Source organism: Streptomyces sp. Ag109_O5-1 (assembly GCF_003814875.1).
Lineage (GTDB): Bacteria > Actinomycetota > Actinomycetes > Streptomycetales > Streptomycetaceae > Streptomyces > Streptomyces sasae.
Genome location: NZ_RKQF01000001.1, coordinates 6,786,085 through 6,808,512 on the forward strand (window position 1 = coordinate 6,786,085; position 22,428 = coordinate 6,808,512).

The following is a 22,428-nucleotide window of genomic DNA, read 5'->3' on the forward strand; positions in this document are numbered from 1 at the left end:
ACGCACAGGTTTTCCCTGTCCGGGTCTAGGTTGCGCTTCAGGAGCTGACGTAACGTCAGATTATGGATGCGACACGTTCCGGCGGGATGCACAGCGTTCCGCCGCGATACGACCTCCCCGAACCGGACGCCTTCACCCGCCCCTACTGGGACGCGGCGGCCGAGGGCCGGCTCCTGCTGCGCCGCTGCCGCCCCTGCGGCCGGGCCCACCACTACCCGCGGGAGTTCTGCCCGCACTGCTGGAGCGAGGACGTCACCTGGGAGCCCGCGACCGGCCGCGCGACCCTCTACACCTGGTCCGTCGTCCACCGCAACGACCTCCCGCCGTTCGGCGACCGCGTCCCGTACGTGCCCGCCGTGGTCGACCTGGCGGAGGGCCCGCGCATGATGACGGAGCTGGTGACCGCCGACCCGGAGACCCTGCGCGCCGGACTGGAGCTGGAGGTCACCTTCCGCGAGGGAGCACCGGTGTTCCGCCCGGCGCCGGCGCACTGAGACCGGCCGGTCCGCGCGGAGGAAACCGCCGCAACGCCGCCCGGCGAGGCAAGGGAACCCGCTGGACAGTTGCCCGGCGACTCATGGAACCCGCTGGGCTGCCGCCTGGTGCGGAGGTTTCAATGGGCCCATGGCTCTCACCGACGAACAGCCCGCCGCCCATCGCCCCGACAACGCCCCTTGCGGCCGCGGTCTGCGGCTCGACCGCTGGGACCCGGACGCGGAGGCGCAGGTCGAGGCGTGGCTGCGGGCCCGTAACGACCCGGACTTCCGTCGCTGGAACACCCCGCTCACCCTGGTGACCGACCTCGCGGGTGCCCGCGACGTGCTGCGCAGGCAAGCGGCGGACAGCACGTGTGAGCCGTTCCGCATCACGGACGCGGAGAGCGGTGCGACCCTCGGCCACATCGGTATCAACATGATCGACCGGACGTTCCGGACGGCCCGGGTCGGCTACTGGACGCTCCCCGAGGCGCGCGGCCGCCGGGTCGCGACCCGTGCCCTGGCCCTGGCGGCGGACTGGGCCTTCGCCGAACTGGATCTCCACCGCCTGGAGTTGGGGCACGCCCTCGGCCATGAGGCGTCCTGCCGGATAGCCGGGACGTGCGGTTTCGCGTACGAGGGGACGCTGCGCGGCGCGATGTTCGAGGCGGGCCGCAAGGACGCCTTCCGGGACGTACACCTCCACGCCCGCCTCGCCACGGACCCCGGGGCCGCCGCGGAGGCCTAATTCAGGTGCCGGGCAGGGCGGTCGGACGGGAACATCGACCATGGCACCCGAAACGCACGCATCCGATACGCAAGGATCCGGCTGGCACTTCACCTCCGACGTCGGCCAATTCCTCGCCCATTCCAGGGACTTCCTCCACTCGCGCCCCGATCTGCACACCGTCCATCTGACGGTGACGGAGCAGCTGCGGCGGAGGGGGCCACGGGCCTACGGCGACGCGCCCCCGCTCCTCGGCCACCTGGTCCGGGAGGACGGCAGCGTGGGCGCCGCGTTGCTGCACACCCCGCCGTTCTCCCTGCGCACCACTCCACTCACGGCCGGCGAGACCGAGACGCTGGTCACCGCTCTCCTCGATCTCGGCCACCCCGTCACCGGCTTCGCCGCCGAGCGCGCCACGGCGGAGGCGTTCGTGACGGCGTGGGAGCGTCGGACCGGGGTGCCCGCGCGGCTCGGCGAGCGCCAAAGGCTGTACCGGCTGGCCGAGTTGACGGACCCGTCGCCGATGCCGGAGGGCCGGGCGAGGGCCGCGGGCGAGGCGGACCGGGAGCTGCTGGTCCGCTGGTACGGCGGGTTCGTCGTGGACGCGGGCGTGCACGACGGCCGGGACGGCGGGGACTGGGCCGACTTCCGGCTCTCGTACGGCGGCGTCACCCTCTGGGAGACCCCCGACGGCACCCCCGTCTCCATGGCCGGCGTCACCCCGACGGTCGGCGGCCAGGCCCGGATCGCGCCCGTCTACACCCCGCCGGAGCTGCGCGGCCGGGGTTACGCCGGTGCGGTGACGGCGGAGGTCGGCCGGGCGGCGCTGGCGGCAGGGGCCGGCGAGCTCCTCCTCTTCACGGACCTCGCCAACCCGACGAGCAACGCCCTGTACCAGCGCATCGGATACCGGGAGGTGGCTGACTGGGCGGAATACCACTTCGAGGAGCGGCGCATCTGAGGGTCGGCCATGCCGAGGGCCGGTGCTCACGGCCACAGCAGCTCCTTCCGCCAGCCGCCGTCCGCGCCGCCGTCCGCGCCGGTGTCGGTGACGTACCGCAGCCGCACGTGCCGCCGTTCCGGGTCGCCCTGGAAGAACTCCACCTCCTGCGGGTGCAGCCGGTAGAGGGTCCAGGTCGGGGAGGGGGCGGCCGGGTCGGTGCGGGCCCGTTCCCAGGCTGCCTCGGACGCCTCCCGCAGCTCCTCCAGCGAGGACAGGACCCCGCTCTGCAGGCCGGTGAGCGCGGCCGCCAGGGCGCCCGTGGAGCGGGCGTGCAGATCCGCCTGGCTCTCCTGCGACGGGGCCGCGGTGACCGGGCCGCGGAGCCGGACCTGGCGGCCCAGCACCGGCCAGTAGAAGGCCAGCGCCGCGTACGGGCGGGCGCTCAGCTCGTGGCCCTTGCGGCTGGTCACATGCGTGCCGAAGGACCAGCCGGCCGCATCCGCGCCGTGCAGCATCACGATCCGGACGTCCGCCCGGCCCTCCTCGTCGGTCGTCGCCAGCGACATCGTGTGCGGCTCCGCCTGCCCCGCCGCCACCGCCTCCGCGAACCACGTGGTGAAGAGGGGGAGCGGGGCCGCGGGCGCCGCCGCCGGGTCGAAGGGCCGTAGCTCCGTCGCCCCGGGGGCCCAGACCCGGAGCTGCCCGAGGAGTGCGTGAAGATCCGTTGCTGCCATGGGGCGAGTATCACGCGGGCGGCTCCGCGACACCCATCACGGACACCCGTCACGCGGCCCGGCCGGGTACGGCAGCCCCTCGCCGTGGCCCTCGCCACAGATGGGCGGCGAAGTCACGCAAACCGCTGCGAACGCGCGTGCGCTGCCCCCAGACTGTCCGGGTCGAACGACGGCGGAGGGGACATGAACGCGCAGAGGACCGTGAAAGTGGCCGTCCGCCACATACTCAGCGATGTGGTCAAGGGCGGTGTCGTCACGCCCCGGACCCGTACCGTCACCTGGGCCTCCGGCCAGTTCCAGCTCAAACGGCCCGCCGAGGGACGGCACAGCGTCGAACTGGAGTGCCCCGTCTGCACGGCGTCCATCCTCGCCGAGGTCAGCGACCATACGCGGACCCGGCGGGTGCGGAACATCTGGGCGGTCGTGTCGGCGATCTCCCTCGTCGTGTTCGTCGCCGCCCTCGGCTACGCCTTCCAGGAGGGCGGCAAGACCCTGCCCGAGGGGCAGTCCCTGCCGGTCCTCTTCCCGGTCAGCGTGGTCGCCGTCTTCGTGGGCTTCGCCATGGCCCCCACAGCGTGGTTGCGCAGCCGCAACCACGTCGGCGTCACCATGCTGGACGCCCCCAGGCCCCGCCGCGGCCACCGCATCGTGCCCGTACGCGACTAGCGCCCGCCTACCGCCCGTGTCCGGTCAGTGCCGGGCGAACTGGAGCCCGGTCTGCTGGGCCACGTCCGGCCGTACCGCGAGCGCGGGCACGGTGAGCTGCTCGCCGTAGATGTCGGTGAGCCGGATCTCGCTTCCGCAGCCGGTGCCCTGCTCGGAGAGGAAGTAGTTGTACCCGGTGCGGGTCAGTGCCAGCCAGCCGCCGCTCGTACGGACCTCCAGCCGGGCCAGCGGGTTGCGGTGGCCGATCGCCTGGATACCGCACCAGTACTGGGTGGAACCGGTCTTGTAGCGGATCGAGATCGTGTCGGAGGTCGCCGGGCTCAGCAGGCTCCAGGTGATCGGGATCCGGCCCGCCGAGAGGGGCGCGAGCTTCGCGAACGCCTGTCGGCTGAGGTCGAGCTGGCCGACCGCGCAGGGCGCCGGGCACTCGTTGGTGATCCGCACGGTGATGGACTTGCCGCCCGCGTGCACGGAGATGTACGCCCCGCAGGCCTTGGCGGTCTCGTAGTCCGCGGTGTTCATCGCCGCGGTCATGACGTCGTCGGTCGGGCCGAACGAGCAGGCGCCGTCGCCGTTGCCGACGTCGTAGGAGGTGGCGACCCCGTCGTACGTCGTCCCGGGACGGATCCGGCCGGCCGCGGGGGCCGTGGTGGTCGAGGTGCCGGCGGTGCCGCTCGCCGCCCGGCGGGCGGGGGAGGCGGCCGACGGGGTCGCGGACGCCGACGCCCGGGCGGGGCTGCTCGCCGTGGGCTTCGGTGCCGCCGACGAGGGCTTCGACGGTGTCTGCGATGCAGAGTCCGTCTCCGTCGCCGTCCCGCTTGGCCCGGCTTCGGACGAGGACGAGGAGGACGACGCGGACACCGCCCGGTCCGACCCGGTGTCGGACGAGCCGCCGGGGCGGAAGGCCACGACCAGGGTCACGATCAGTGCGACGGCGGCCACGGCGGCGACCGCGAACAACGGCCCGCGGACCGGGCGCCATTGGAACTCCCGGTCCGGCTGCGAGCGACGGCGATGAGAGGAGGAGGCCACGGAGGGATCCTTACGTGGTTCGGCGGTGTACGTCCTTCGAACGTCTCCTTCTGAACTACGCAGTTCTGCGACGAAGTTCTGAACGTCTGAACGTCGAAAGCTTCCGGTAGGCAGTCGCCGCCGAAGCCCGGAAGGTTGCCGCCGTCACCCCGATTTCCGCCGCCCGTACGGAACCCGGGTCACCCCCGCCCCAGCACCACCGTCCCCGACGAGCAGAACCAGCCCCCCGTCCCCGACGCCACCCCCAGCTCCGGCAGCCCCCCGTCCGCCCGCCGCACCTGCCGGTCACCGGCCTCGCCGCGCAACTGCCGTACCGCCTCCACCAGGAGGAACAGGCCCCGCATCCCGGGGTGCTGGGCCGACAGCCCGCCCCCGTCCGTGTTCACCGGCAGCTCGCCGCCCTCGACCCGCAGCCGGCCCTTCTCCACGAACGCCCCGCCCTCGCCCTTGGCGCAGAACCCCAGGTCCTCCAGCGTCACCAGCGTCATGTAGGTGAACGCGTCGTAGATCTCCGCGAAGTCGACGTCGGCGGCGGTGACCCCGGCTCGCCGGAACGCCAGTCGTCCGCTCACCGCCGCCGGGGAGACCGTGAAGTCCGCCCACTCCGACATCGTCGCGTGGGACACGCACTCGCCCGCGCCAAGGACCCACACCGGGGAGGTATCGCAATCCCGTACGTACTCCTCGGCCGCCAGCAACACCGCCGCGCCGCCGTCCGAGCGGATGCAGCAGTGGAGTTTGGTGAAGGGGTCGGCGATCATCGGGCCGGACAGGACCTCGTCGACCGTGATCGTGGTGCGGAACATCGCCTCCGGGTTCAGCGCCGCGTTCGCCCGCGCCTGGATCGCCACCTCCGCCAACTGCTCGATCGTCGTGCCGTGTTCGATCATGTGGCGGCGGGCCGCCATCGCGTACTTGGCGATGAGGGTGTGGCCGTAGGGGACCTCGAACTGGAGGGGGCCCCGGGAGCCGAAGGACAGGTTCCCCGTCCGCCGCCCCGCCCTGACGTCGGCGCGGGCCGTCGAGCCGTACACCAGCAGGACCGCGTTCGCGTGGCCCGCCGCTATCGCGTCCGCCGCGTGCGCCGCCATGACCTCCCACGTGGAGCCGCCGACGGAGGTGGAGTCCATCCAGGTGGGGCGCAGGCCCAGGTACTCGGCCACCTCCACCGGGGCCAGCGTGCCGAGGCCCGCCGAGGCGAAGCCGTCCACCACCTCCCGGCCGAGGCCCGCGTCGGCCAGCGCACGGCGGGCCGCCTGGGCGTGCAGGGCGTAGGGGGTGGCTTCGTCCACCCGGCCGCAGTCGGACAGGGCCACGCCGACCACGGCGACCCTGCGGGGTCCAGTCATGAATCTGACGGTACATCAGATCTGCCTCACTCCGCCCCTGTGCATCTGCGTCCGGCGCCCCTAGCATGACGGGCCGTCAGATCGTCAGGAGGTCCGTTCATGGACGCCCGCTTCACCGACGAGCAGGACGAGATCCGGCGCGCCCTGCGTGAACTGCTCCACAAGCGCTGCGGTCCGGAGGACGTACGGGCCGCCGTCGACCGGGCGGGAGGCCATGACCCCGGCCTCTGGACCGCCCTGAGTGAACAACTGGGCCTGCCCGGGCTCGCGCTCCCCGAGGCGTACGGCGGGGTCGGCTGTTCCGGCACGGAAGTGGCTCTGGCGGTCGAGGAGTTGGGGCGCTCCCTGGCCCCCACCCCCTTCCTGGCCACCGCCGTCCTCGCGGCCCCGCTGCTCCTCGCCCTCGGTACCGACGCCCAGCGCGCCGAGCTGCTCCCGAGGATCGCGGCCGGCGGCCTCACCGCCGCCCTCGCCGTCCCCGGTACCCGGCTCGGCACCGCGCTCGCCCTCACCGGGACGGACGGCGGCGACTGGGCCGGCGGCGGCCGGGCCGGGGGCATCCAGGCCAGGCGCAAGGGGCAGGAGGGCGGGTGGCGGCTGTACGGGGAGGCCGACCAGGTTCTCGACGGGCACAGCGCCGGACTGCTGCTCGTCCCGGCGCACACCGGGGGGTACGCCCGCTCGCGCGTCCTGCTCTTCCTGGTGGCGGGGGACGCGGCCGGGGTCGTACGGACCCGGCGGACCGCCCTCGACGCCACCCGGAGCCAGGCCCGGGTGCAACTGCGCGAGGTGCACGCCGAGTTGCTCGGAGCGGACGAGGACACCGACATCCGTCCCGCGCTTGCCTCCCTCGGCGACTTTGTCGCCGCCGTGCTCGCGGGCGAGGCGGTCGGGGCCGCCGACCGGGCGCTGGAGCGGACCGTGGAGTACGTGAAGCAGCGCGAGCAGTTCGGACGGGTCATCGGGTCCTTCCAGGCCGTCAAGCACCGGCTGGCCGATGTGTACGTGGCGGTACGGGCGGCCAGGTCGGCCGCCTACTACGCGGCCTGGGCCACGGCGCACGGGGACCACGTGGGCGGGCTGGCGCTCGCGCAGGCGCTGGAGGCGCTGCGGACCGCCGCCGGGGAGGGGATCCAGTTGCACGGCGGGATCGGTTTCACCTGGGAGCACGAGGCGCATATGTACTTCAAGCGTGCGGCAGGGGACGAGTTGTTGTTCGGGCCCGTGCACCGGCTGCGCGGCCACGCGGCCGCCACGGCAGGGCTGTTCGAGCGGGCGGAGGTGACGGTGTGATCGGGGAACGGCTGGTGCAGCGGGTCTCCGCCACCCGGGGGTTCGCGAAGGTCGCCCCGCATGTCGTCCCGGCCCTGGACCGGGCCGTCCACCGGCTCAGCCGGGGCAGGGTGCTGCTCAGCGCACAGATGCTGCCCGGGGTGATCCTGACGTCCACCGGGGCGCGCAGCGGGCAGCTCCGGCGTACCCCGCTCGCGTGCATGCCGCAGGACGACGGCTGGTTCCTCGTCGGGTCCAACTTCGGCAGGGACGACCACCCCGCCTGGACGTACAACCTGCTCAGGCATCCCGACGCCGAGATCAGCTGGAAGGGACGGGACGTCCCGGTCACCGCCCGGCTGCTGGAGGGGGAGGAGCGGGCGGCCGCCTGGCGGGAGCTGCTGACGTTCTGGCCGCCGTACGCGGCGTACCAGGAACGGGTGGCGCGGGAGCTGCGGGTCTTCCGGCTCACCCGCAGGCAGGCATAACGCAGGCAGGCATAGCGCGACAGGCGATGGCCCACCTCGGGTGAACCACCGCCTGCCAGACAGGACCCAGGGCGCGGGTTACTTCGTGGGCTTCTTCCCGGTCACGCCCAGGTGCACCAACAGCGCGAGGTTCGGCTTGAGTTCGGCCTGCTTCACGCCCCAGGTCTGGAAACCCTTCTGGTGCGCGGCGACGGCCGCGAGCATCGCGACCAGCGAACCGGCCACGGCCGCCGGGTGCACGTCCTTGTCGACCTTGCCCTTGGACTGCAACTCCGCGATGGAATCGGTCAGGGAGTTGTTCACCGAGTTCAGGATCTTCATACGGATCTTGTAGAACCGTTTGTCCCCCTCGGCGGCCCCCAGGTCGACCACGCGCAGAATCGCGTCGTTCTTGCGCCAGAACTCCAGGAATCCGTCCACGAGTTCCTGCGCGGTCGCCCAGCCGGCCTTGCCGACCCAGGAGCGCCCCGCGACCAGTTCCGTCAACTGGCCGCCCTCGGTGGCCATTTGCTCGGCGATCTCCAGGACGGCGCCCTCGACGTCCGGGAAGTACTGATAGAAGGTCGCGGGCGAAGTCCCCGCTTTCCGGGCGACATCGATGACCTTGACGTCCCGGTAAGGGGAGGAGCTGAGCATCTCGCTGAGGCAGTCGAGCAGCTTCTGCCGGGTCGCCTGCCCACGCCGGCCGGCCACGCGGCCGTCGACGGTACGCACTTGTCCTGTCATGCCGTCAGCTTACCGAGGGGTGATCGGAGCGCGATTCGGCCGACTGCAAATGGGGTGCACGAATGTGCGGAGCCGCCGCACCGAAGGGAAACGGCGGCGAAAGCGCCGGTCACTCCGTCGGGGTGCGGCCGGTCTGCGGGGTGCGGGCCGGGCGGTTACTTTGACGACATGGCCGAAAACAGGGCATCCGAATACCGGGAGGGCGTCCCGTGCTGGGTGGACGTGCAGCTTCCCGACGTCGAGGCGGGCAAGCGGTTCTACGGTGAGCTCTTCGGGTGGACCTTCGAGGACACCGACGGCGGCTCCGCGCTGGCCCGCCTGGGTGGCGCGGACGTCGCCGGGCTGGCCCGCAAGACGGACGGCCGGATGCCCACCGTGTGGACGGTGTACTTCGCGACCCCCGACGTGTACGCCTTCACCCGGCGGATCCTCGCGGCCGGCGGCCATGTGCTGCTGGAGCCCGTGCCCGTCCGCGACCTCGGCACCGCCGCCCAGGTCGCCGACCCGCAGGGCGCCGTCTTCGGCCTCTGGCAGGCCGCCGCCCGCCGCGGCTTCGGGGTCCGGCACGCCCCCGGCACCTTCGCCTGGGCGCAGCTCTACACCAGCGACACCGACGCGGCCAACGCCTTCTACTCCCAGCTCTTCACCGACGCCCTGTTCGGCGCCGGTGCCGCCCCGGACTTCGGCCGTGCCCCTGTGACCGAGGTGTTCGCGGCCGGGATGCCGTCCCAGTTCGTCGTCCACTTCCGGACCGGGGACGTGGAGGCCGCGGTCGGGGCGGTGCAGCAGCTGGGCGGCCGGGTGCAGGCGCCGCCCTTCAGCACGTCGTACGGAAAAGTCGCCGTCGTGACCGACAATCAAGGGGCGTCCTTCGCGCTGCTGCAACGCTGAGGCCACAAAAATTCGGTACTCGGTGGCTAAATGTCTCACTTTGTCATGAGACACCCCGATTGGTCGCCGGGTTCGCAACCTGTGCCCGGGCCAGGAAGAATCAGGGTGCGTGCCGCCATGGCGGTGCGGTGGTGAGACGCTGCACAGGGTCGCGTACATATGTGGGTGGACGTGGCCCGTACGGGGAGGTGGCAGGCAAGTGGTGGATCAGCTGACGCAGCACGATCCGCGCCGGATCGGGCCGTTCGAGGTGCTGGGACGGCTGGGGGCCGGCGGCATGGGGCTGGTCTATCTGGCGCGCTCGGCGTCCGGCCGGCGCGTGGCGATCAAGACGGTCCGGACCGAACTCGCCGAGGACCAGCTGTTCCGGGTCCGCTTCACCCGCGAGGTGGAGGCGGCCCGCGCGGTCTCCGGCTTCTACACGGCGGCCGTCGTCGACGCCGACCCGCGCGCCGCGGTGCCGTGGCTCGCGACCGCGTACGTCCCCGCGCCCTCCCTCGAGGAGATAGTGAACGACTGCGGGCCGCTCCCGGCCCAGGCGGTGCGCTGGCTCGCGGCGGGCGTCGCCGAGGCGCTCCAGTCGATCCACGGCGCCGGACTGGTCCACCGCGACCTCAAGCCGTCCAACGTCCTCGTCGTCGAGGACGGTCCCCGGGTCATCGACTTCGGCATCGCCTCCGGTGTCTCGAACACCCGCCTGACCATGACGAACGTCGCGGTCGGCACCCCCGCCTACATGTCCCCCGAGCAGGCCAAGGACTCCCGCAGTGTCACCGGCGCCAGCGACGTCTTCTCCCTCGGCTCCATGCTCGTCTTCGCCGCCACCGGCCACCCGCCCTTCCACGGCGCCAACCCGGTCGAGACCGTCTTCATGCTGCTCCGCGAGGGCCCGGACCTGGAAGGCCTCCCGGACGAGCTGCGCCCGCTCATCGAGTCCTGCATGCAGATGGAGGCCACCGCCCGCCCCAACCCGGCCGACCTCCAGGCCCAGCTGGCGCCCCACCTCTTCGGCTCCGGCTCCGACGACAGCGGTACGGCGTCCGCCTGGCTGCCCGAGAAGGCGGTCGGGCTGATCGAGTCCCGCCGCGGCGGCCGCCCGGCCGTGAAGTCCTCCGCGACCCCGTCGGGCGGCCGCAGCGGCGGCCGCCCGATGCTCCCCCCGCCGCCCTCCTACGACCCCGCGATCCCCGCCCCGGTCCCGGTCGGCGGCCCTTCCCCCGACACCGGCCCGGTGCGCCTGGCCGGCGCCCAGGTGCCCATCGGCCCCGGCCCGCGGGTCTCCGACACCCGCGCCGCCGCCGTCAAGATGCCGCCGCCCGAGGCCGGCCTGGTGGCCAGCTGGTCCCGCCCGCACCCCGGCGTCAACGGCGCCGACCCGGCCGTACCGGCGGTACCCGCCCAGCTGCCGGAGACGGCGTCCGGCTGGCGCCCGTGGCGGTTCCGGATGTCCAACGACGTCTGGGGCACCCCGTCCGTCGAGGGCGACCTCGTCTACGTCACCTCCTTCGAGGTGCACGCCCTGGACGTGGCCACCGGCCGCCGCCGCTTCAAGACCCGCGACGTCGCCTGGTCCATGGCGGTCGCGGACGGCCGTGTCCACGCCTCCGACGGCCCCACCCTGTTCGCCCTGGAGGCCCGCGAGGGCGGCGACCTGTGGCGGCTGTCCACCGACGCCTGGGTGTACTCCCTCAAGGCCGACCGCGGCACCCTCGTCACCGGCACCCGGGGCGGCGGGGTCCAGGCCTGGGAGGCCTCCAACGGGCAGAAACTCTGGGAGCTGTCCGGCGCCCAGACCGACTTCGAGGCCCCCGAGTCCGGGCCCTCCCTGTACGACGGCACGGTCTACGTCTGGCAGGACGCCAGGCTGCGCGCGCTGGACGCCCGTACCGGCGACGAACGCTGGTCGTACCCCATCGGCGACGCGGCCTCCTGCGGCGGGGTCCCGGTCCGCCTCACCCACGCCGACGACGGCTTCGTGTACGCCTCCGCGGGTACCCGCGTCATCGCCCTCGACACCGCCACGGGCCGCGTCCGCTGGCACTTCGAGGCCCCCGCCGTCTTCCTCTCCCCGCCGACCTTCGTACCCGGCCCCGCGGTCACCGGCGGCGGCATCTACCTCGCCGACTACCTCGGCACGGTCTACGCCCTCGACGCCACCGACGGCCGCGACCGCTGGCGCATCGCGACCGAGGCCCGCGCCTCGATCGAGCCGGTGCTGGTCGCCGCGGGCCATGTCCACGTCGGCAGCGGCAAGGGCCTCTACACCCTGGACGCGGTCACCGGCACCCCCAAGTGGCGCTTCCAGGCGGGCGGCGATGTCGTCGGCGCCCCGGCGGTGGCCGAGGGCCGTATCCACTTCGGCTCCACCGACCACCTCCTGTACACGCTGAAGGCCGACGACGGCCGGCTGCGGTGGAAGCTGGCGACGGGCGGGGAGATCACCGGGTCGCCGGTGGTGAAGGACGGCGTGGTGTACGCGTGCAGCAAGGACCGGTGCGTGTACGCCCTGGACGCGGAGAAGGGGACGGGGACGGCTCGCACGGCGTGAGTGCCGGGGGTTGAGCGCCGAAGGGGGTGCCGCGATCGGTCGACGGCCGTGCTGCATCGGCACCCCCGGGACGGCCGTCGTACCGGTTGGTCGCACGGAAGGGTTGTGCACGGCGGCCGTCGCTCGGGGTGGGAGTCGGCTCCCACAGCGAACGGTACGCCGGGGTGACCCGGGCCGCCACGCGGCGATTCAGCGGATGCGGGGCGGGGTCCGGGGCCGGTCGCGGAAGAGGTCCGTCTGCCGGTCCGCGGGCAGGTTGCCCAGGGCGATCAGGTGCGGTGCCTGGGCGAACCCCCGCTCCCGCGCCGCCTCCTTCGCCGCCCACAGCGCCCGTACGCTCCCCTGCACCCCCTCCGTCGGATACCCGGCGATCACGGTCGCGCAGCGCACCGCCGCCTCCAGCGCCCGCCCGGCGCCGGTCACTTCCGACACCAGCCCCACCTCGTACGCCCTGCGCGCACCCATCCGCTCCGCGTTGCCCATGAGCACCATCCGGGCCACCTCCCCGTACGGCATCCGCTGGGCCAGCAGCACGGACTCGTAGGCGCTGACCATGCCGTAGGAGGTGTGCGGGTCGAAGAACGTGGCGGTCTCGTCGGCGATCACGAAGTCCGCCTCCCCGAGGAGGTAGAAGGCACCCCCGCAGGCCATCCCGGCCACGGCGGCGACCACCGGCTTCCACAGGTCGTTCGCCTTGGGCCCGATCGCGAGCAGCGGATCGTCCTGGCTGTACGGGGACGAGGGCTGTGGTACGACCGCGTCCCGGTCCAGCCCGGTGCTGAAGGCACGCCCGCCGGCCCCGGTGAGGACGACGGCCCGTACCGCGTCGTCGAACCGCAACGCCCGCCAGGTGTCGGTGAGTCCGGCGGCGGTGGTGAGGTCGATGGAGTTCAGTTTCTCCGGCCGGTCGAGGGTGAGGACCGCGACCCCGGTCTCCTTGTCGGTGGTGAGTCGCAGGGTCACGGCCGCTCCAGGACCCACTGCGGGACGCCGTCCGCGAAGACCGCCTGGACCCGGGCGCCGATCCGGATCCGCTGCGGGGGGAGAGAGCCGAGAGGCGCCCCGGCCTCGCTGACCATGTTGCCCACGATCCGCACCCGTGGCGCGTCGTCGAGTTCCACGACCACGACGTTGTACGGCGCCTGCGCCGCGTACTCGGGGAGCAGCGGCGGATGCGGGACGACGTACGACCAGATGCGGCCGCGCCCGTTCGTCGGCCGCCACTCGCTCGCGAACGACTGGCAGTGCGGGCAGCACGGGCGGGGCGGGAAGCGGGGCTCGTGGCAGTCGGCGCAGGCCTGGACGCGGAGCTCGCCGCGGGCCGCGTACTCCCAGAAGGGGGCGCCGTCGGTGTCGATGGCCGGTCGCAGCATCTCAGCTCCGGTTGGTGAGGAGGAGGGCGGAGGTCGGGACGCCCTCGCCGGCGGTGACCAGGCAGGTGGCGGCGCCGGGCACCTGGGCGGTACTGGTGCCGCGCAGCTGCTTGACGCCCTCGGTGATGAGGTTGAAGCCGTGCACGTAGGCCTCGCTGAGCCCCCCGCCGCCGGTGTTCACGGGCAGCCGCCCGCCGATCTCCAGGGCGCCCCCCTCGGTGAACGCCCCGCCCTCCCCTCTCCCGCAGAAGCCGTAGCCCTCCAGGGAGAGCGGTATGAGGGCGGTGAAGGCGTCGTAGATCTGGGCGACGTCGACGTCCTCCGGGGTGATGTCGGCGTGCTTCCAGAGGTGGCGGGCGGCGGTCCAGGCGGGGCCGGTGAGGGGGTCGTCGTTCCAGTAGTTGACCATGCCGTGGTGCTGGGCGGGGAGGCCCTGGGCGGCGGAGTGGACGTAGACGGGGGTCTTGGCGCAGTCCCGGGCCCGTTCGCGGGAGACGACCACGCAGGCCAGCGCCCCGTCCGTCTCCAGGCAGTTGTCGAAGAGGCAGAGGGGCTCGCTGATCCACCGGGAGGTCATGTACATCTCGCGGGTGAGGGGGCGGTCGTACATGACGGCGGCGGGGTTCTGGTTGGCGCGGTTGCGGCAGGCAAGGGCGACGTTGAAGAGGTGGTCGCGGGTGGCGCCGTACTCGTGCATGTAGCGGCGGGTGAGCATGGCGATCTCGTCGGCCGGCCGGAGCAGGCCGAAGGGGCGGGTCCACTGGGCGGGGGTGGGGAGCTGGACGGTGGTGTTGGTCCACGGGCGGGGTCCGGAGCCGCGCTTGCGTGACCGCCAGGCGACCCCGACGGAGGCCTGCCCGGAGGCGATGGCCGCGGCGAGGTGCGCGACCGTGGCGCAGGAGCCGCCGCCCCCGTACCCCACCTTGCTGAAGAAGGTCAGGTCGCCGAGGCCGACCGCCTTGGCCAGCTCCACCTCGTCGGTCTCCTCCATGGTGAAGGAGGCGAGCGCATCGACCTCGCCGGGGGCGATGCCGGCGTCGTCGAGGGCGGCGAGGACGGCACGGCAGGCGAGGGTCTTCTCGTCCTCGTCGAGCCGTTTGGCGAAGGGGGTCTGGCCGATCCCGACGACGGCGGTGGCGTCCTTGAGGCCATGGAGACCTTTGCGATCGGTCATGGTGCCCGCACCTCCACGGCTCTCGCGCTCTGCTGACAGGCCGTCAGGCTACAGCTAATCTGACGGTCAGTCAGCTATGCATCCGGGGAGGTCGGTTGTGCGCGGTGACATGGGGTGGGGGACCGTTCCAGGGCTGGTGCGGTCGGCGGCGGAGCGGTACGCGGACGTCGAGGCGGTGGTGGACGGCCGTACCCGGATCACGTACGCGGAGCTGGGCGCCCGGGTGGAGCGGGCGGCGGCCGCCTGCATCGCCTCCGGCGTCGGGAAGGGCGACCGGGTCGGGATCTGGGCGCCCAACTCCCTGGAGTGGATCGTCGCGGCGCTGGGCGCGGTGTCGGCGGGCGGGGTGCTGGTCCCGCTGAACACCCGCTTCAAGGGGACGGAGGCGGCGGACGTGCTGCGCAGGAGCGGGGCGCGGCTGCTGTTCGTGACGGGGACGTTCCTGGGGACGTCGTACGTGGCGTCGTTGCGGAGGGCGGCGCGGGAGGGGGCCTCTGAGGGGGCCTGTGCGGGTCCGCTTCCGGGGCTGCCGGCTCTGGAGCAGGTGGTGGTGCTGTCGGAGGACGCGCCGGTGGACTTCCGCACCTGGAAGGACTTCCTGGCGGGAGGCGAGGGGGTGGAGGCCGCGGAAGTCCGGGCGCGGTCGGGTGAGTTGGACGGCTCGTGCCTGTCGGACATCATCTTCACCTCCGGTACGACGGGCCGCCCCAAGGGCGCGATGATCACCCACGCGCAGACCCTGCGCGCCTACGAGGTCTGGGCCGACCTGGCGGGCCTGCGCAGCGACGACCGCTACCTGATCGTGAACCCCTTCTTCCACACGTTCGGCTACAAGGCCGGGGTGATCGCCTGCCTGATGCGCGGGGCGACGATGATCCCCCAGCCGGTCTTCAACGTGGAGACGGTCCTGGCGAACGTGGCGTCGGAACGGGTGTCGGTGCTGCCCGGCCCCCCGACCCTCCACCAGTCGCTCCTCGACCACGCGGCGCGCGATGCGCATGACCTTTCGGCGCTGAGGCTGGTGGTGACGGGCGCGGCGGTCGTACCCCTGCAGCTGGTGGAACGCCTGCGCGGCGAACTCGGCGTCGAGACGGTCCTGACGGCGTACGGCCTCTCCGAGGCGAGCGGGATCGTGACCATGTGCCGGCGGGGCGACGACCCGACGGTCATCGCGTCCACGTCGGGCCGGGCGATACCCGGCACGGAGGTGCGCCTGGACGAGGCGGGTGAGGTGCTGGTCCGCGGCTTCAACGTGATGCGCGGCTACTACGAGGACGCGGCGGCGACGGCCGAGACGTTCACGGCGGACGGCTGGCTGCGCACGGGGGACGTCGGCGTCCTGGACGGCGCTGGGAACCTGCGGATCACCGACCGCCTGAAGGACATGTTCATCGTCGGCGGCTTCAACGCCTACCCGGCGGAGATAGAGCAACTCCTGGGCCTGCACCCGGAGGTCGCCGACGTGGCGGTGATCGGCGTACCGGACGGCCGGCTGGGCGAGGTCGGCAAGGCGTTCGTGGTGCGCAGAGCGGGCGCGGTGCTCACCGGGGACGACCTGATCGCCTGGGCGCGACGGGAGATGGCGAACTACAAGGTGCCGCGGATGGTGGAGTTCGTGGCGGAGCTGCCGCGGAACGCCGGCGGGAAGGTGGTGAAGGGGGAGCTGCGGGGGCGGGGCTAGTGTGAGGCCTGCCCCCTCCGCACGTCATCCGACCAGCCAGAGGCCGTTCCCCGCGCGCGATATCTCCGGTCCGAGGTCGAGGTCGGTCTCCTTGAACGAGAGCAGCCGGGATCCGCCGCGCCACACCTCGATCCCCTCTTGGCCGGTGACCACCAGCTCGGCCGGCCTGCGGCCGTCGGTGTCGAGCAGTTCGGCCGAGCCGCCGGGCACGGACCGCGCCCCCTCGGTGGTCAGCCCTCCGGCGCTCCCTCTCAGCAGGATGACCTCCTCCGGCCCCGTCCTGGGCCGGACCGAGAACGCCACATCGGCGTATCCGTCGCCGTCCAGGTCCCCGACCGCCGGCGCGTTGCCGAACGTGCAGGGCATGAAGGGCCCCTTCACCGGCAGGCCCGCGGTCTCCTCGGTGAAGCGTGACGTCTTCAGCGTCCCGCCGTAGAGGACCATCAGCCGGCTGCCGCCCTCTGGGACCATCGTGTCGCCGAGCATCTCGCAGGGCAGCCCCGCCACCACGTCGGCGTAACCGTCGTGGTTCACGTCCGCCGTTCTGAGCGTCGAACCGTAGAAGCCGTCCGCCAGCCGCGGGCCCTTGACCAGCTTCCCGTCGGCGGCACCTCGGTACACGACGGTGGCGCGGGCGACGGGCGCGTAGTCCGCCAGGATGGACCAGCTGACCAGGAGATCGTCCTTGCCGTCCCCCGTGACGTCCCCCAGGGCGGCGGGCACCCCGACGGCGTAGCGCGGGTCGCTGGGCGTCAGGTCGAGAGGGACGGTACGGCGCGGTGTGCCTTTGCGGCTGAAGGGGCCCAGCAGGACCCGTACGGCGTTGTCCTTTCCCATGCCGACGCCCATGCCGACCACGAGATCGGTGTGTCCGTCGCCGTCGACGTCGCCCGCCAGGGGCGCCGAGCCGGTCAGCCGGGCGGCCGCGGCACCGGTCAGCCCCTTGTCGCTCCCCCAGACGACGAAAATCGTGTTCCGGCCCGCCTGGGTGACGAAGTCGGCCCGCCCGTCACCGTCGAGGTCGGCGGTCACGCTCGTGCCCGGGCTGCCGAAGTAGCCTCCCTCGCCCGCCTTGCCCAACCCCAGATCGTTCTGGGTGACGACCTGCGGCTTCCCGGTCCGCGGGCCCCGTGCGGACCCTCGCAGGACGGCCGCGAATCCGGCGGCGTACTTCCCGTTCACGGTCGCGGTCGTGTCACCGACCACGAGATCGCCGTACCCGTCCCCGTCGAAGTCGGACCGCACCCCCGGATGACGTGCCGGTCTCTCCTCCGACCCGCCCGACCCGCAGGCCGACAACAGGAGAAGCAGAACGGCACCCGCGCCAAGAGCTCTCTTCATGCCAACTCGGACCGCTGGGAGGGGCCTTGGGTTGCCCACAGACGCGAGGCTATGGAGGCGGCGGCCGGAGCGGTGAGCACGGTTCCCGCCGCGGATCGGCAAGAACCGTGCTCTTGACGCACCTCGGCCGCGACGGCTCCCCCTCCGAGCCGCCGCGGCCGTCCCCGTGTGGAGAAGGCTCCGTCGTCAGGCCTTCTCGTCGGTGATGTGGATGTTGGCCGGCGTGACCGTGGCGGTCTCCGTCACGGTCTCCGTCGTGGTGTCCGTGAGCGGCTCGTCGGTGATGTGGATGTTGGCCGGCGTCACCGTGTCGCCGGCCGGCTCGTCGGTGATGTGGATGTTGCCATTGGTCTTCTCGGCGCTCATCGGGTGCTCCCCTGACAGTGTTGGACGTGGTGGATGGACAAGATCCGTCCGGCAACTCCCCCGCGGGCTGCCGGACGGATCTTGAGGCCGGATCACCATAAGGGTCTGGCCCGACGCCGTTCCGTCTGCCCCCCGACGCGACGACCCGACACAGGCGAGAGTGCCGGACCGCGATAAACGAACGATGAACGCCTCCGCCGCGCCTGCTCAGGCCACCTGAGTCGGCGTCAGCAGGCCCCGGGCCTCGTCCGCTTCCGGCGCGCCGAGCGACTCGAAGATGTCGAGGGCCTCGCGCCAGCACACCTGTGCCCGGTCCAGCTGGCCGATGCCGTTGAGAGCGCGGCCGAGGACGGTGAGGACATTGCCGCGCCGCCACTCCCCGCCGATGCCCCGCAGCAGGGTCAGCGCCGTCTCCGCGTTCGACGCCGCCTGCGCGGGGCGCCCCGCCGTGACGTCGAGTTCGGCGAGGCGGAAGACCGTCATGCCCTCCCACAGCCGCTGCCGGCTGTCGCGGAACACCACGAGGGCCTGTTGGAGGCATTCGGTCGCCAGAGTCAGTTTTCCGCTCTGCGCCAGCGCGAGGCCCAGTGCGTACCGCCCGTTGGCGCCCTTCAGGTCGTGCCCCATGTCGTCGTACATGGCCGTACCCTGTCCGGCCAGGGTCACCGCGCTCTCCGCCCGGCCGGTGGCCAGGTGCACGCGCGACAGGTTGCACAGGGCGCTCGCCTCGCCCGGCCGGTCGCCGAGCGCGCGGAAGTGCTCGATGGCGCGGGTGAAGTGCGCCTCCGCGTCCTCGTGCCGGTTCTGGTAGGCCGCGATCGCGCCGCCCACGTTGGACGACCAGCAGTCGGCCATCGGGTCGTGGGAGGAGTCGGTCAGCTCGCGGGCCCGGCCGGCCTCCTCGTCGGCCAGGTCGAACCGGCCGGTGAGGCTGTGCGCATAGGCCAGGGTGATCAGCGCCCGGACCTCCGCGCACGGGTCCGCGGCCACCCGCGCCGCCGCGCACAGCGCCACCGCGACCGTCTCGTACTCCCGGGAGTTGGCCCCCGACTCGGCCAGGTCGATCGCCGCCCACAGGACGTCGACGGCACGCCGGAGCATCCCGGGGTGCGCGGACTGCCGGACGCACGCCAGCAGTGAGACCGCCTCGGAGTACAGCCAGTCCTGTGCCGCGTGCCGGTCGTCGAACGCGAGCCCCGGGTACTCCGGGGCCGCGAGGTGATCGACCAGCCGGTCTCCCGGCCGTTCGATCAGGTAGACCGCCGCGGCGGTGGCCAGGTAGAAGTCCAGCAGCCGCGACAGTGCCGCCTCGCGCTCGCTCGGCGGCTGTTCGTCGCGTTCCGCGCACGCACGCGCGTAGAGCCGGACCAGGTCGTGGAAGCGGTAGCGGCCGGGGGCCGCCGACTCCAGGAGCGAGGTGTCCACGAGGGCCTCCAGGAGGTCCTCCGTGTCCTCCTGCGGGAGGTCCAGCATGGCGGCCGCCGCCGCCAGGGAGATGTCCGGGCCGTCGGCCAGGCCGAGCAGGCGGAAGGCGCGGGCCTGGGTCGGCTCCAGCTGGCCGTAGCCGAGTTCGAAGGTGGCCTTCACCGCCAGGTCGCCGGCCTGGAGTTCGTCCAGGCGGCGGCGTTCGTCCGCGAGCTTCGCCGCGAGGACCGAGACGGTCCAGGTGCGTCGGGCCGCGAGACGGGATGCCGCGATGCGGATCGCGAGGGGGAGGAAGCCGCAGGCGGCGACCACGTCCAGGGCCGCCTCGCGCTCAGTGGCCACCCGCTCCTCGCCGACGATCTTCGTGAAGAGCTGCAGCGCCTCGTCGGGGGACATCACGTCCAGGTCCACCAGATGGGCCCCGGCCAGGTCGACCATGCGGACGCGGGAGGTGACCAGCGCCGCGCAGCCCTCCGTGCCCGGCAGCAGCGGGCGCACCTGTGCCGCGTCCTTGGCGTTGTCCAGCAGGACGAGGACGCGGCGGCCGTCCAGGACGGAGCGGTACAGGGCCGCGCGGTCGTCGAGGGAGTCGGGGATGGCCGAGTCCGGTGTGCCGAGCGCACGCAGGAAGGAGCCCAGCACCGTCTCCGGTTCCGCCGCCCGCGAGCCGGCGCCCTGCAGGTCGACGTACAACTGGCCGTCCGGGAAGGCGGACCGGGCCTGGTGGGCCACATGGACCGCGAGGGTCGTCTTGCCGACGCCCCCGATGCCCGCCAGCGCCGATACGGCCATCACCCGGCCCTCCGCCGAGGCCAGCACCTCGCCCAGCTCGGTGACGAAGGCCGAACGGCCGGTGAAGTCGGGCACGGTCGCCGGGAGTTGGGCCGGGCGAACGGGGACGGCCGCCGGCTCCTCCTCCGGGGAGGAGGGCTCCGCCAGAGCCGGGTCGGCCTGGAGGATGCGCTGCTGCAGCTCGCGCAGGCCCGGTCGCGGGTCGACGCCGAGTTCCTCGGCGAGGAGGCGGCGGGTGTCGGCGTACACCGCGAGGGCTTCCGCCTGGCGGCCGCTGCGGTACAGGGCGAGCATGAGCAGTTCGCGGAGGCGTTCGCGGAGGGGGTGGGCGGCCGTCAGAGCCGTCAGCTCCGAGACCGCCTCCGCGTGGCAGCCCTGCTCCAGGTCCATGTCCAGGCGGGTTTCGAGGAGTTGGAGCCGCCACTCCTCCAGGCGGACCCGCTGGGCGTCGGCGTACGGGCCTGGTACCCCGGCCAGCGGTTCGCCGTCCCACAGCGCCAGCGCCCGGTTCAGCACGTCACGGGCGTGGCACAGGTCCCCGCCGTTCTTCGCCTTCTCCGCCTCCGCCGCCAGGTCCTGCGCCGCCGCCAGGTCCAGGGCGCCCTCGCCGAGCCTGCGCACCGCGTATCCGCCCGACTCGCTGACCAGGACCCCGGGGTCCAGGACCTTGCGCAGCCGGGACGCGTAGGTGCGGACCGCCGCCAGCGCCTGCGAAGGCGGCTCGGGGCCCCACAGCGCGTCGATCAGCTCGGCCGCGGTCGCCGTCCGGCCCTCGCGCAGCAACAGGGCGGCGAGCAGCGCGCGTTGCTGGGGGGAGCCGGTGTTGAGCGGCTCCTCCCCCCGCCAGGCGCGCACCGGACCGAGCACACTGAAGCGCAACGCCGCCGCCTCCGCAGAGGAGGAGGGGCGCCGCTGCTCCGGTACCCGCGGTCCACCGTCCATGCCCGTCCCCCTAGACATCCCGATCCACCCCGTCAGTTTGCCTTGTTCACGGGGGTTGCGTCAGCCGGGCGAGACACCGATCACAGGGCGACACACGGTGGTCCACACACTCTTCACACAGAAGTGGCCTCTGGCGGCAGGACAGTCTTCACGCGGAAGCGGCCTCTGCCAGCAGCGCGAGTTCATGGCGGAACGACTCCGCGAGCAGGTCGGCGTCCTCGGCGCCCGAGTTGGTGCACACGCTCAGGGTGTGGCCGCGGGCGCAGCCGCCCAGGGCGAAGGTGACCGTGTCGTCCGGCGGCACCATGGGGACCAGGCTGATCCGGCGCAGCGGACGCCCGGCCAGGGTACGGCCGGACTCGCGCAGATGGACGTAGGTGCAGGCGGCCGGCGCGTAGTCCGGGGCGAACAGGCGGCCGCGGGCGAGCGCCTGAGCCAGTCCCGGCAGGGCGGTGACGGCCGCCTCGAAGAACTTCTCCGTCCTGCCGAGGGGGCGGGTGACGGTGGTGAGCAGACCGGCGCAGGCCCGGAGCCGGGCGGCCGGGTCGGACAGGGCGACCGGAGCGGGCAACCGTACGTTGCAGAACGCGTTGCCGAGGAAGTCGCTGCGGTCGGCGGGCCGTTGGTCGACCGGGACGGACAGCCAGACCGGTCGTCCGGCGGGGTCGGAGGTGTCAGAGGTGTCCGAGGTCAGCAGGCAGGAGCGCAGTACGCCCGAAACGGCCGCCAGGAAGACCATGTTGGTGGTCGCCCCTGCCCGCCCGCGCGCGGCCCGCACGAGTTCGGGAGGCAGTCGTACGACCGAGTACGCCGTCCTCCGTTCCCCCTTCCCCGGCAACGGCACCGCCAGACCGGCCGTCAGCAGGCCCGGTTGGGTGCCGGGCGCGGGGACGCGGCGCAGCTCGCCCGGTCCGGCCGCCGAGGCGTCGGCGTCCACCGGGCCGCAGCCGTCCAGGAGAGCGCGCAGCAGGGTGGTCAGCGACCGTCCGTCCAGAAGGCTGTGGTGCATCCGGAAGAGGAGGGTGAACTCGCCCTCGGCCGGGCCGCGCAGCAGGTGCAGGTTCCAGGGCGGTTCGCCGGACGGGAAAGGGGTGTGGAACCAGTCCCGTACGGCCTCCTCCAGGGTCTCCCCGCCCGTGTCCCGTAGCTGCGCGGCCGGGTCGGGACCGGCTGCCGGGGTCTCCCAGCGGTGCCGGCGCGACCAGCCCGACCGGGCCCGCCGCTCGTCGCGCACCAACTGCCGCCCCAGCCGGGGCAGATCGGCCCAGCGCCTGCGCACCAGCGTCCGGAGTCGCGCGAGTTCGGGCGGCGCTCCCGCGAAGTCCAGCGCGATCCCGGCATTGGGCGGACCGAACGGCCAGCGGGCCATCCCCTCCTCCATGAAGGGCAGCTGCGTTCCGGGCATGAGGCGGCTCCTGTCGTGGCGGCTCGTGGCGACTCGTGGCGGCGGTCCTCCACGCCGCCCAACGCTCGCCCACGACC

20 protein-coding genes are annotated in these 22,428 nt (G+C 73.0%); 9 read left to right on the forward strand and 11 right to left on the reverse strand.

Annotated features, from left to right (window positions below):
* The first annotated feature begins 62 nt into the window (after positions 1–62).
* From EDD90_RS30805 to EDD90_RS30815, 3 genes are all read left to right on the forward strand, one after another.
* Positions 63–494 (forward strand): Zn-ribbon domain-containing OB-fold protein, encoded by a 432-nt coding sequence (locus tag EDD90_RS30805; protein WP_260328195.1) that lies wholly within the window; start codon positions 63–65, stop codon positions 492–494.
* Between the two features lie 130 nt (positions 495–624).
* A complete protein-coding gene (locus EDD90_RS30810; protein WP_123976177.1) occupies positions 625–1,224 on the forward strand; it encodes a GNAT family N-acetyltransferase in 600 nt (199 codons plus the stop codon).
* Positions 1,225–1,264: 40 nt separating this feature from the next.
* Positions 1,265–2,164: a GNAT family N-acetyltransferase gene (locus EDD90_RS30815; protein WP_123976178.1), complete on the forward strand. Its 900-nt coding sequence runs from the start codon at positions 1,265–1,267 to the stop codon at positions 2,162–2,164.
* Positions 2,165–2,190: 26 nt separating this feature from the next.
* On the opposite strand, the gene EDD90_RS30820 is transcribed toward EDD90_RS30815, so the two are convergent.
* Positions 2,191–2,880 carry a pyridoxal 5'-phosphate synthase gene (locus tag EDD90_RS30820; protein ID WP_123976179.1) on the reverse strand — a complete coding sequence of 230 codons (690 nt, stop codon included), beginning with the start codon at positions 2,878–2,880 and terminating at the stop codon, positions 2,191–2,193.
* A gap of 183 nt (positions 2,881–3,063) precedes the next feature.
* Between EDD90_RS30820 and EDD90_RS30825 the strand changes: the two genes are divergently transcribed.
* Complete coding sequence (locus EDD90_RS30825; protein WP_123976180.1) at positions 3,064–3,546, forward strand: hypothetical protein; 483 nt, start codon at positions 3,064–3,066, stop codon at positions 3,544–3,546.
* A gap of 24 nt (positions 3,547–3,570) precedes the next feature.
* On the opposite strand, the gene EDD90_RS30830 is transcribed toward EDD90_RS30825, so the two are convergent.
* Together EDD90_RS30830 and EDD90_RS30835 are read right to left on the reverse strand one after the other, a co-directional pair.
* Positions 3,571–4,578 (reverse strand): expansin EXLX1 family cellulose-binding protein, encoded by a 1,008-nt coding sequence (locus EDD90_RS30830; RefSeq protein WP_123976181.1) that lies wholly within the window; start codon positions 4,576–4,578, stop codon positions 3,571–3,573.
* A gap of 179 nt (positions 4,579–4,757) precedes the next feature.
* Entirely contained in the window at positions 4,758–5,927 is a 1,170-nt protein-coding gene (locus EDD90_RS30835) for a thiolase C-terminal domain-containing protein (protein ID WP_123976182.1), read from the reverse strand.
* A gap of 99 nt (positions 5,928–6,026) precedes the next feature.
* Between EDD90_RS30835 and EDD90_RS30840 the strand changes: the two genes are divergently transcribed.
* Both EDD90_RS30840 and EDD90_RS30845 read left to right on the forward strand, forming a co-directional pair.
* On the forward strand, positions 6,027–7,220 hold the full coding sequence (locus EDD90_RS30840; RefSeq protein ID WP_123976183.1) for an acyl-CoA dehydrogenase family protein: 1,194 nt from the start codon (positions 6,027–6,029) through the stop codon (positions 7,218–7,220).
* A complete protein-coding gene (locus tag EDD90_RS30845; RefSeq protein ID WP_123976184.1) occupies positions 7,217–7,687 on the forward strand; it encodes a nitroreductase family deazaflavin-dependent oxidoreductase in 471 nt (156 codons plus the stop codon). The genes EDD90_RS30840 and EDD90_RS30845 overlap by 4 nt, the downstream gene beginning before the upstream one ends.
* Positions 7,688–7,765: 78 nt before the next feature.
* Here the strand turns inward: EDD90_RS30845 and EDD90_RS30850 are convergent, their stop codons facing one another.
* Positions 7,766–8,413, reverse strand: a complete 648-nt coding sequence (locus tag EDD90_RS30850; RefSeq protein WP_123976185.1) for a TetR family transcriptional regulator — start codon at positions 8,411–8,413, stop codon at positions 7,766–7,768.
* A 168-nt stretch (positions 8,414–8,581) separates the two neighbouring features.
* On the opposite strand from EDD90_RS30850, the gene EDD90_RS30855 reads away from it, so the two are divergent.
* Positions 8,582–9,304: a VOC family protein gene (locus EDD90_RS30855; protein WP_123976186.1), complete on the forward strand. Its 723-nt coding sequence runs from the start codon at positions 8,582–8,584 to the stop codon at positions 9,302–9,304.
* A gap of 199 nt (positions 9,305–9,503) precedes the next feature.
* Positions 9,504–11,852, forward strand: coding sequence for a PQQ-binding-like beta-propeller repeat protein (locus EDD90_RS30860; RefSeq protein WP_123976187.1), 2,349 nt, complete (start codon positions 9,504–9,506; stop codon positions 11,850–11,852).
* Between the two features lie 189 nt (positions 11,853–12,041).
* On the opposite strand, the gene EDD90_RS30865 is transcribed toward EDD90_RS30860, so the two are convergent.
* Genes EDD90_RS30865 through EDD90_RS30875 form a run of 3 tightly spaced genes read right to left on the reverse strand, consistent with a single transcriptional unit; the run spans position 12,042 to position 14,399 of the window.
* The gene (locus tag EDD90_RS30865; protein ID WP_123976188.1) at positions 12,042–12,815 is read right to left on the reverse strand and encodes an enoyl-CoA hydratase/isomerase family protein; all 774 of its coding nucleotides are present in this window, start codon (positions 12,813–12,815) and stop codon (positions 12,042–12,044) included.
* On the reverse strand, positions 12,812–13,225 hold the full coding sequence (locus EDD90_RS30870) for a Zn-ribbon domain-containing OB-fold protein (protein ID WP_123976189.1): 414 nt from the start codon (positions 13,223–13,225) through the stop codon (positions 12,812–12,814). Before EDD90_RS30870 ends, EDD90_RS30865 begins: the two co-directional genes overlap by 4 nt.
* A 1-nt stretch (position 13,226) precedes the next feature.
* Positions 13,227–14,399 (reverse strand): lipid-transfer protein, encoded by a 1,173-nt coding sequence (locus tag EDD90_RS30875; protein ID WP_123976190.1) that lies wholly within the window; start codon positions 14,397–14,399, stop codon positions 13,227–13,229.
* A gap of 97 nt (positions 14,400–14,496) precedes the next feature.
* Here EDD90_RS30875 and EDD90_RS30880 point away from each other — a divergent pair, with 97 nt between their 5' ends.
* On the forward strand, positions 14,497–16,080 hold the full coding sequence (locus EDD90_RS30880) for a FadD3 family acyl-CoA ligase (RefSeq protein ID WP_123976191.1): 1,584 nt from the start codon (positions 14,497–14,499) through the stop codon (positions 16,078–16,080).
* A gap of 24 nt (positions 16,081–16,104) precedes the next feature.
* On the opposite strand, the gene EDD90_RS30885 is transcribed toward EDD90_RS30880, so the two are convergent.
* The 4 genes from EDD90_RS30885 to EDD90_RS30900 form a co-directional block, all read right to left on the reverse strand.
* Positions 16,105–17,325, reverse strand: coding sequence for a VCBS repeat-containing protein (locus EDD90_RS30885; protein ID WP_185149278.1), 1,221 nt, complete (start codon positions 17,323–17,325; stop codon positions 16,105–16,107).
* Between the two features lie 282 nt (positions 17,326–17,607).
* Entirely contained in the window at positions 17,608–17,787 is a 180-nt protein-coding gene (locus EDD90_RS30890; protein ID WP_123976193.1) for a hypothetical protein, read from the reverse strand.
* 207 nt (positions 17,788–17,994) lie between these two features.
* Entirely contained in the window at positions 17,995–20,946 is a 2,952-nt protein-coding gene (locus EDD90_RS30895; RefSeq protein WP_123976194.1) for an AfsR/SARP family transcriptional regulator, read from the reverse strand.
* Between the two features lie 148 nt (positions 20,947–21,094).
* The gene (locus EDD90_RS30900; RefSeq protein WP_123976195.1) at positions 21,095–22,351 is read right to left on the reverse strand and encodes a wax ester/triacylglycerol synthase domain-containing protein; all 1,257 of its coding nucleotides are present in this window, start codon (positions 22,349–22,351) and stop codon (positions 21,095–21,097) included.
* Positions 22,352–22,428: the final 77 nt, after the last annotated feature.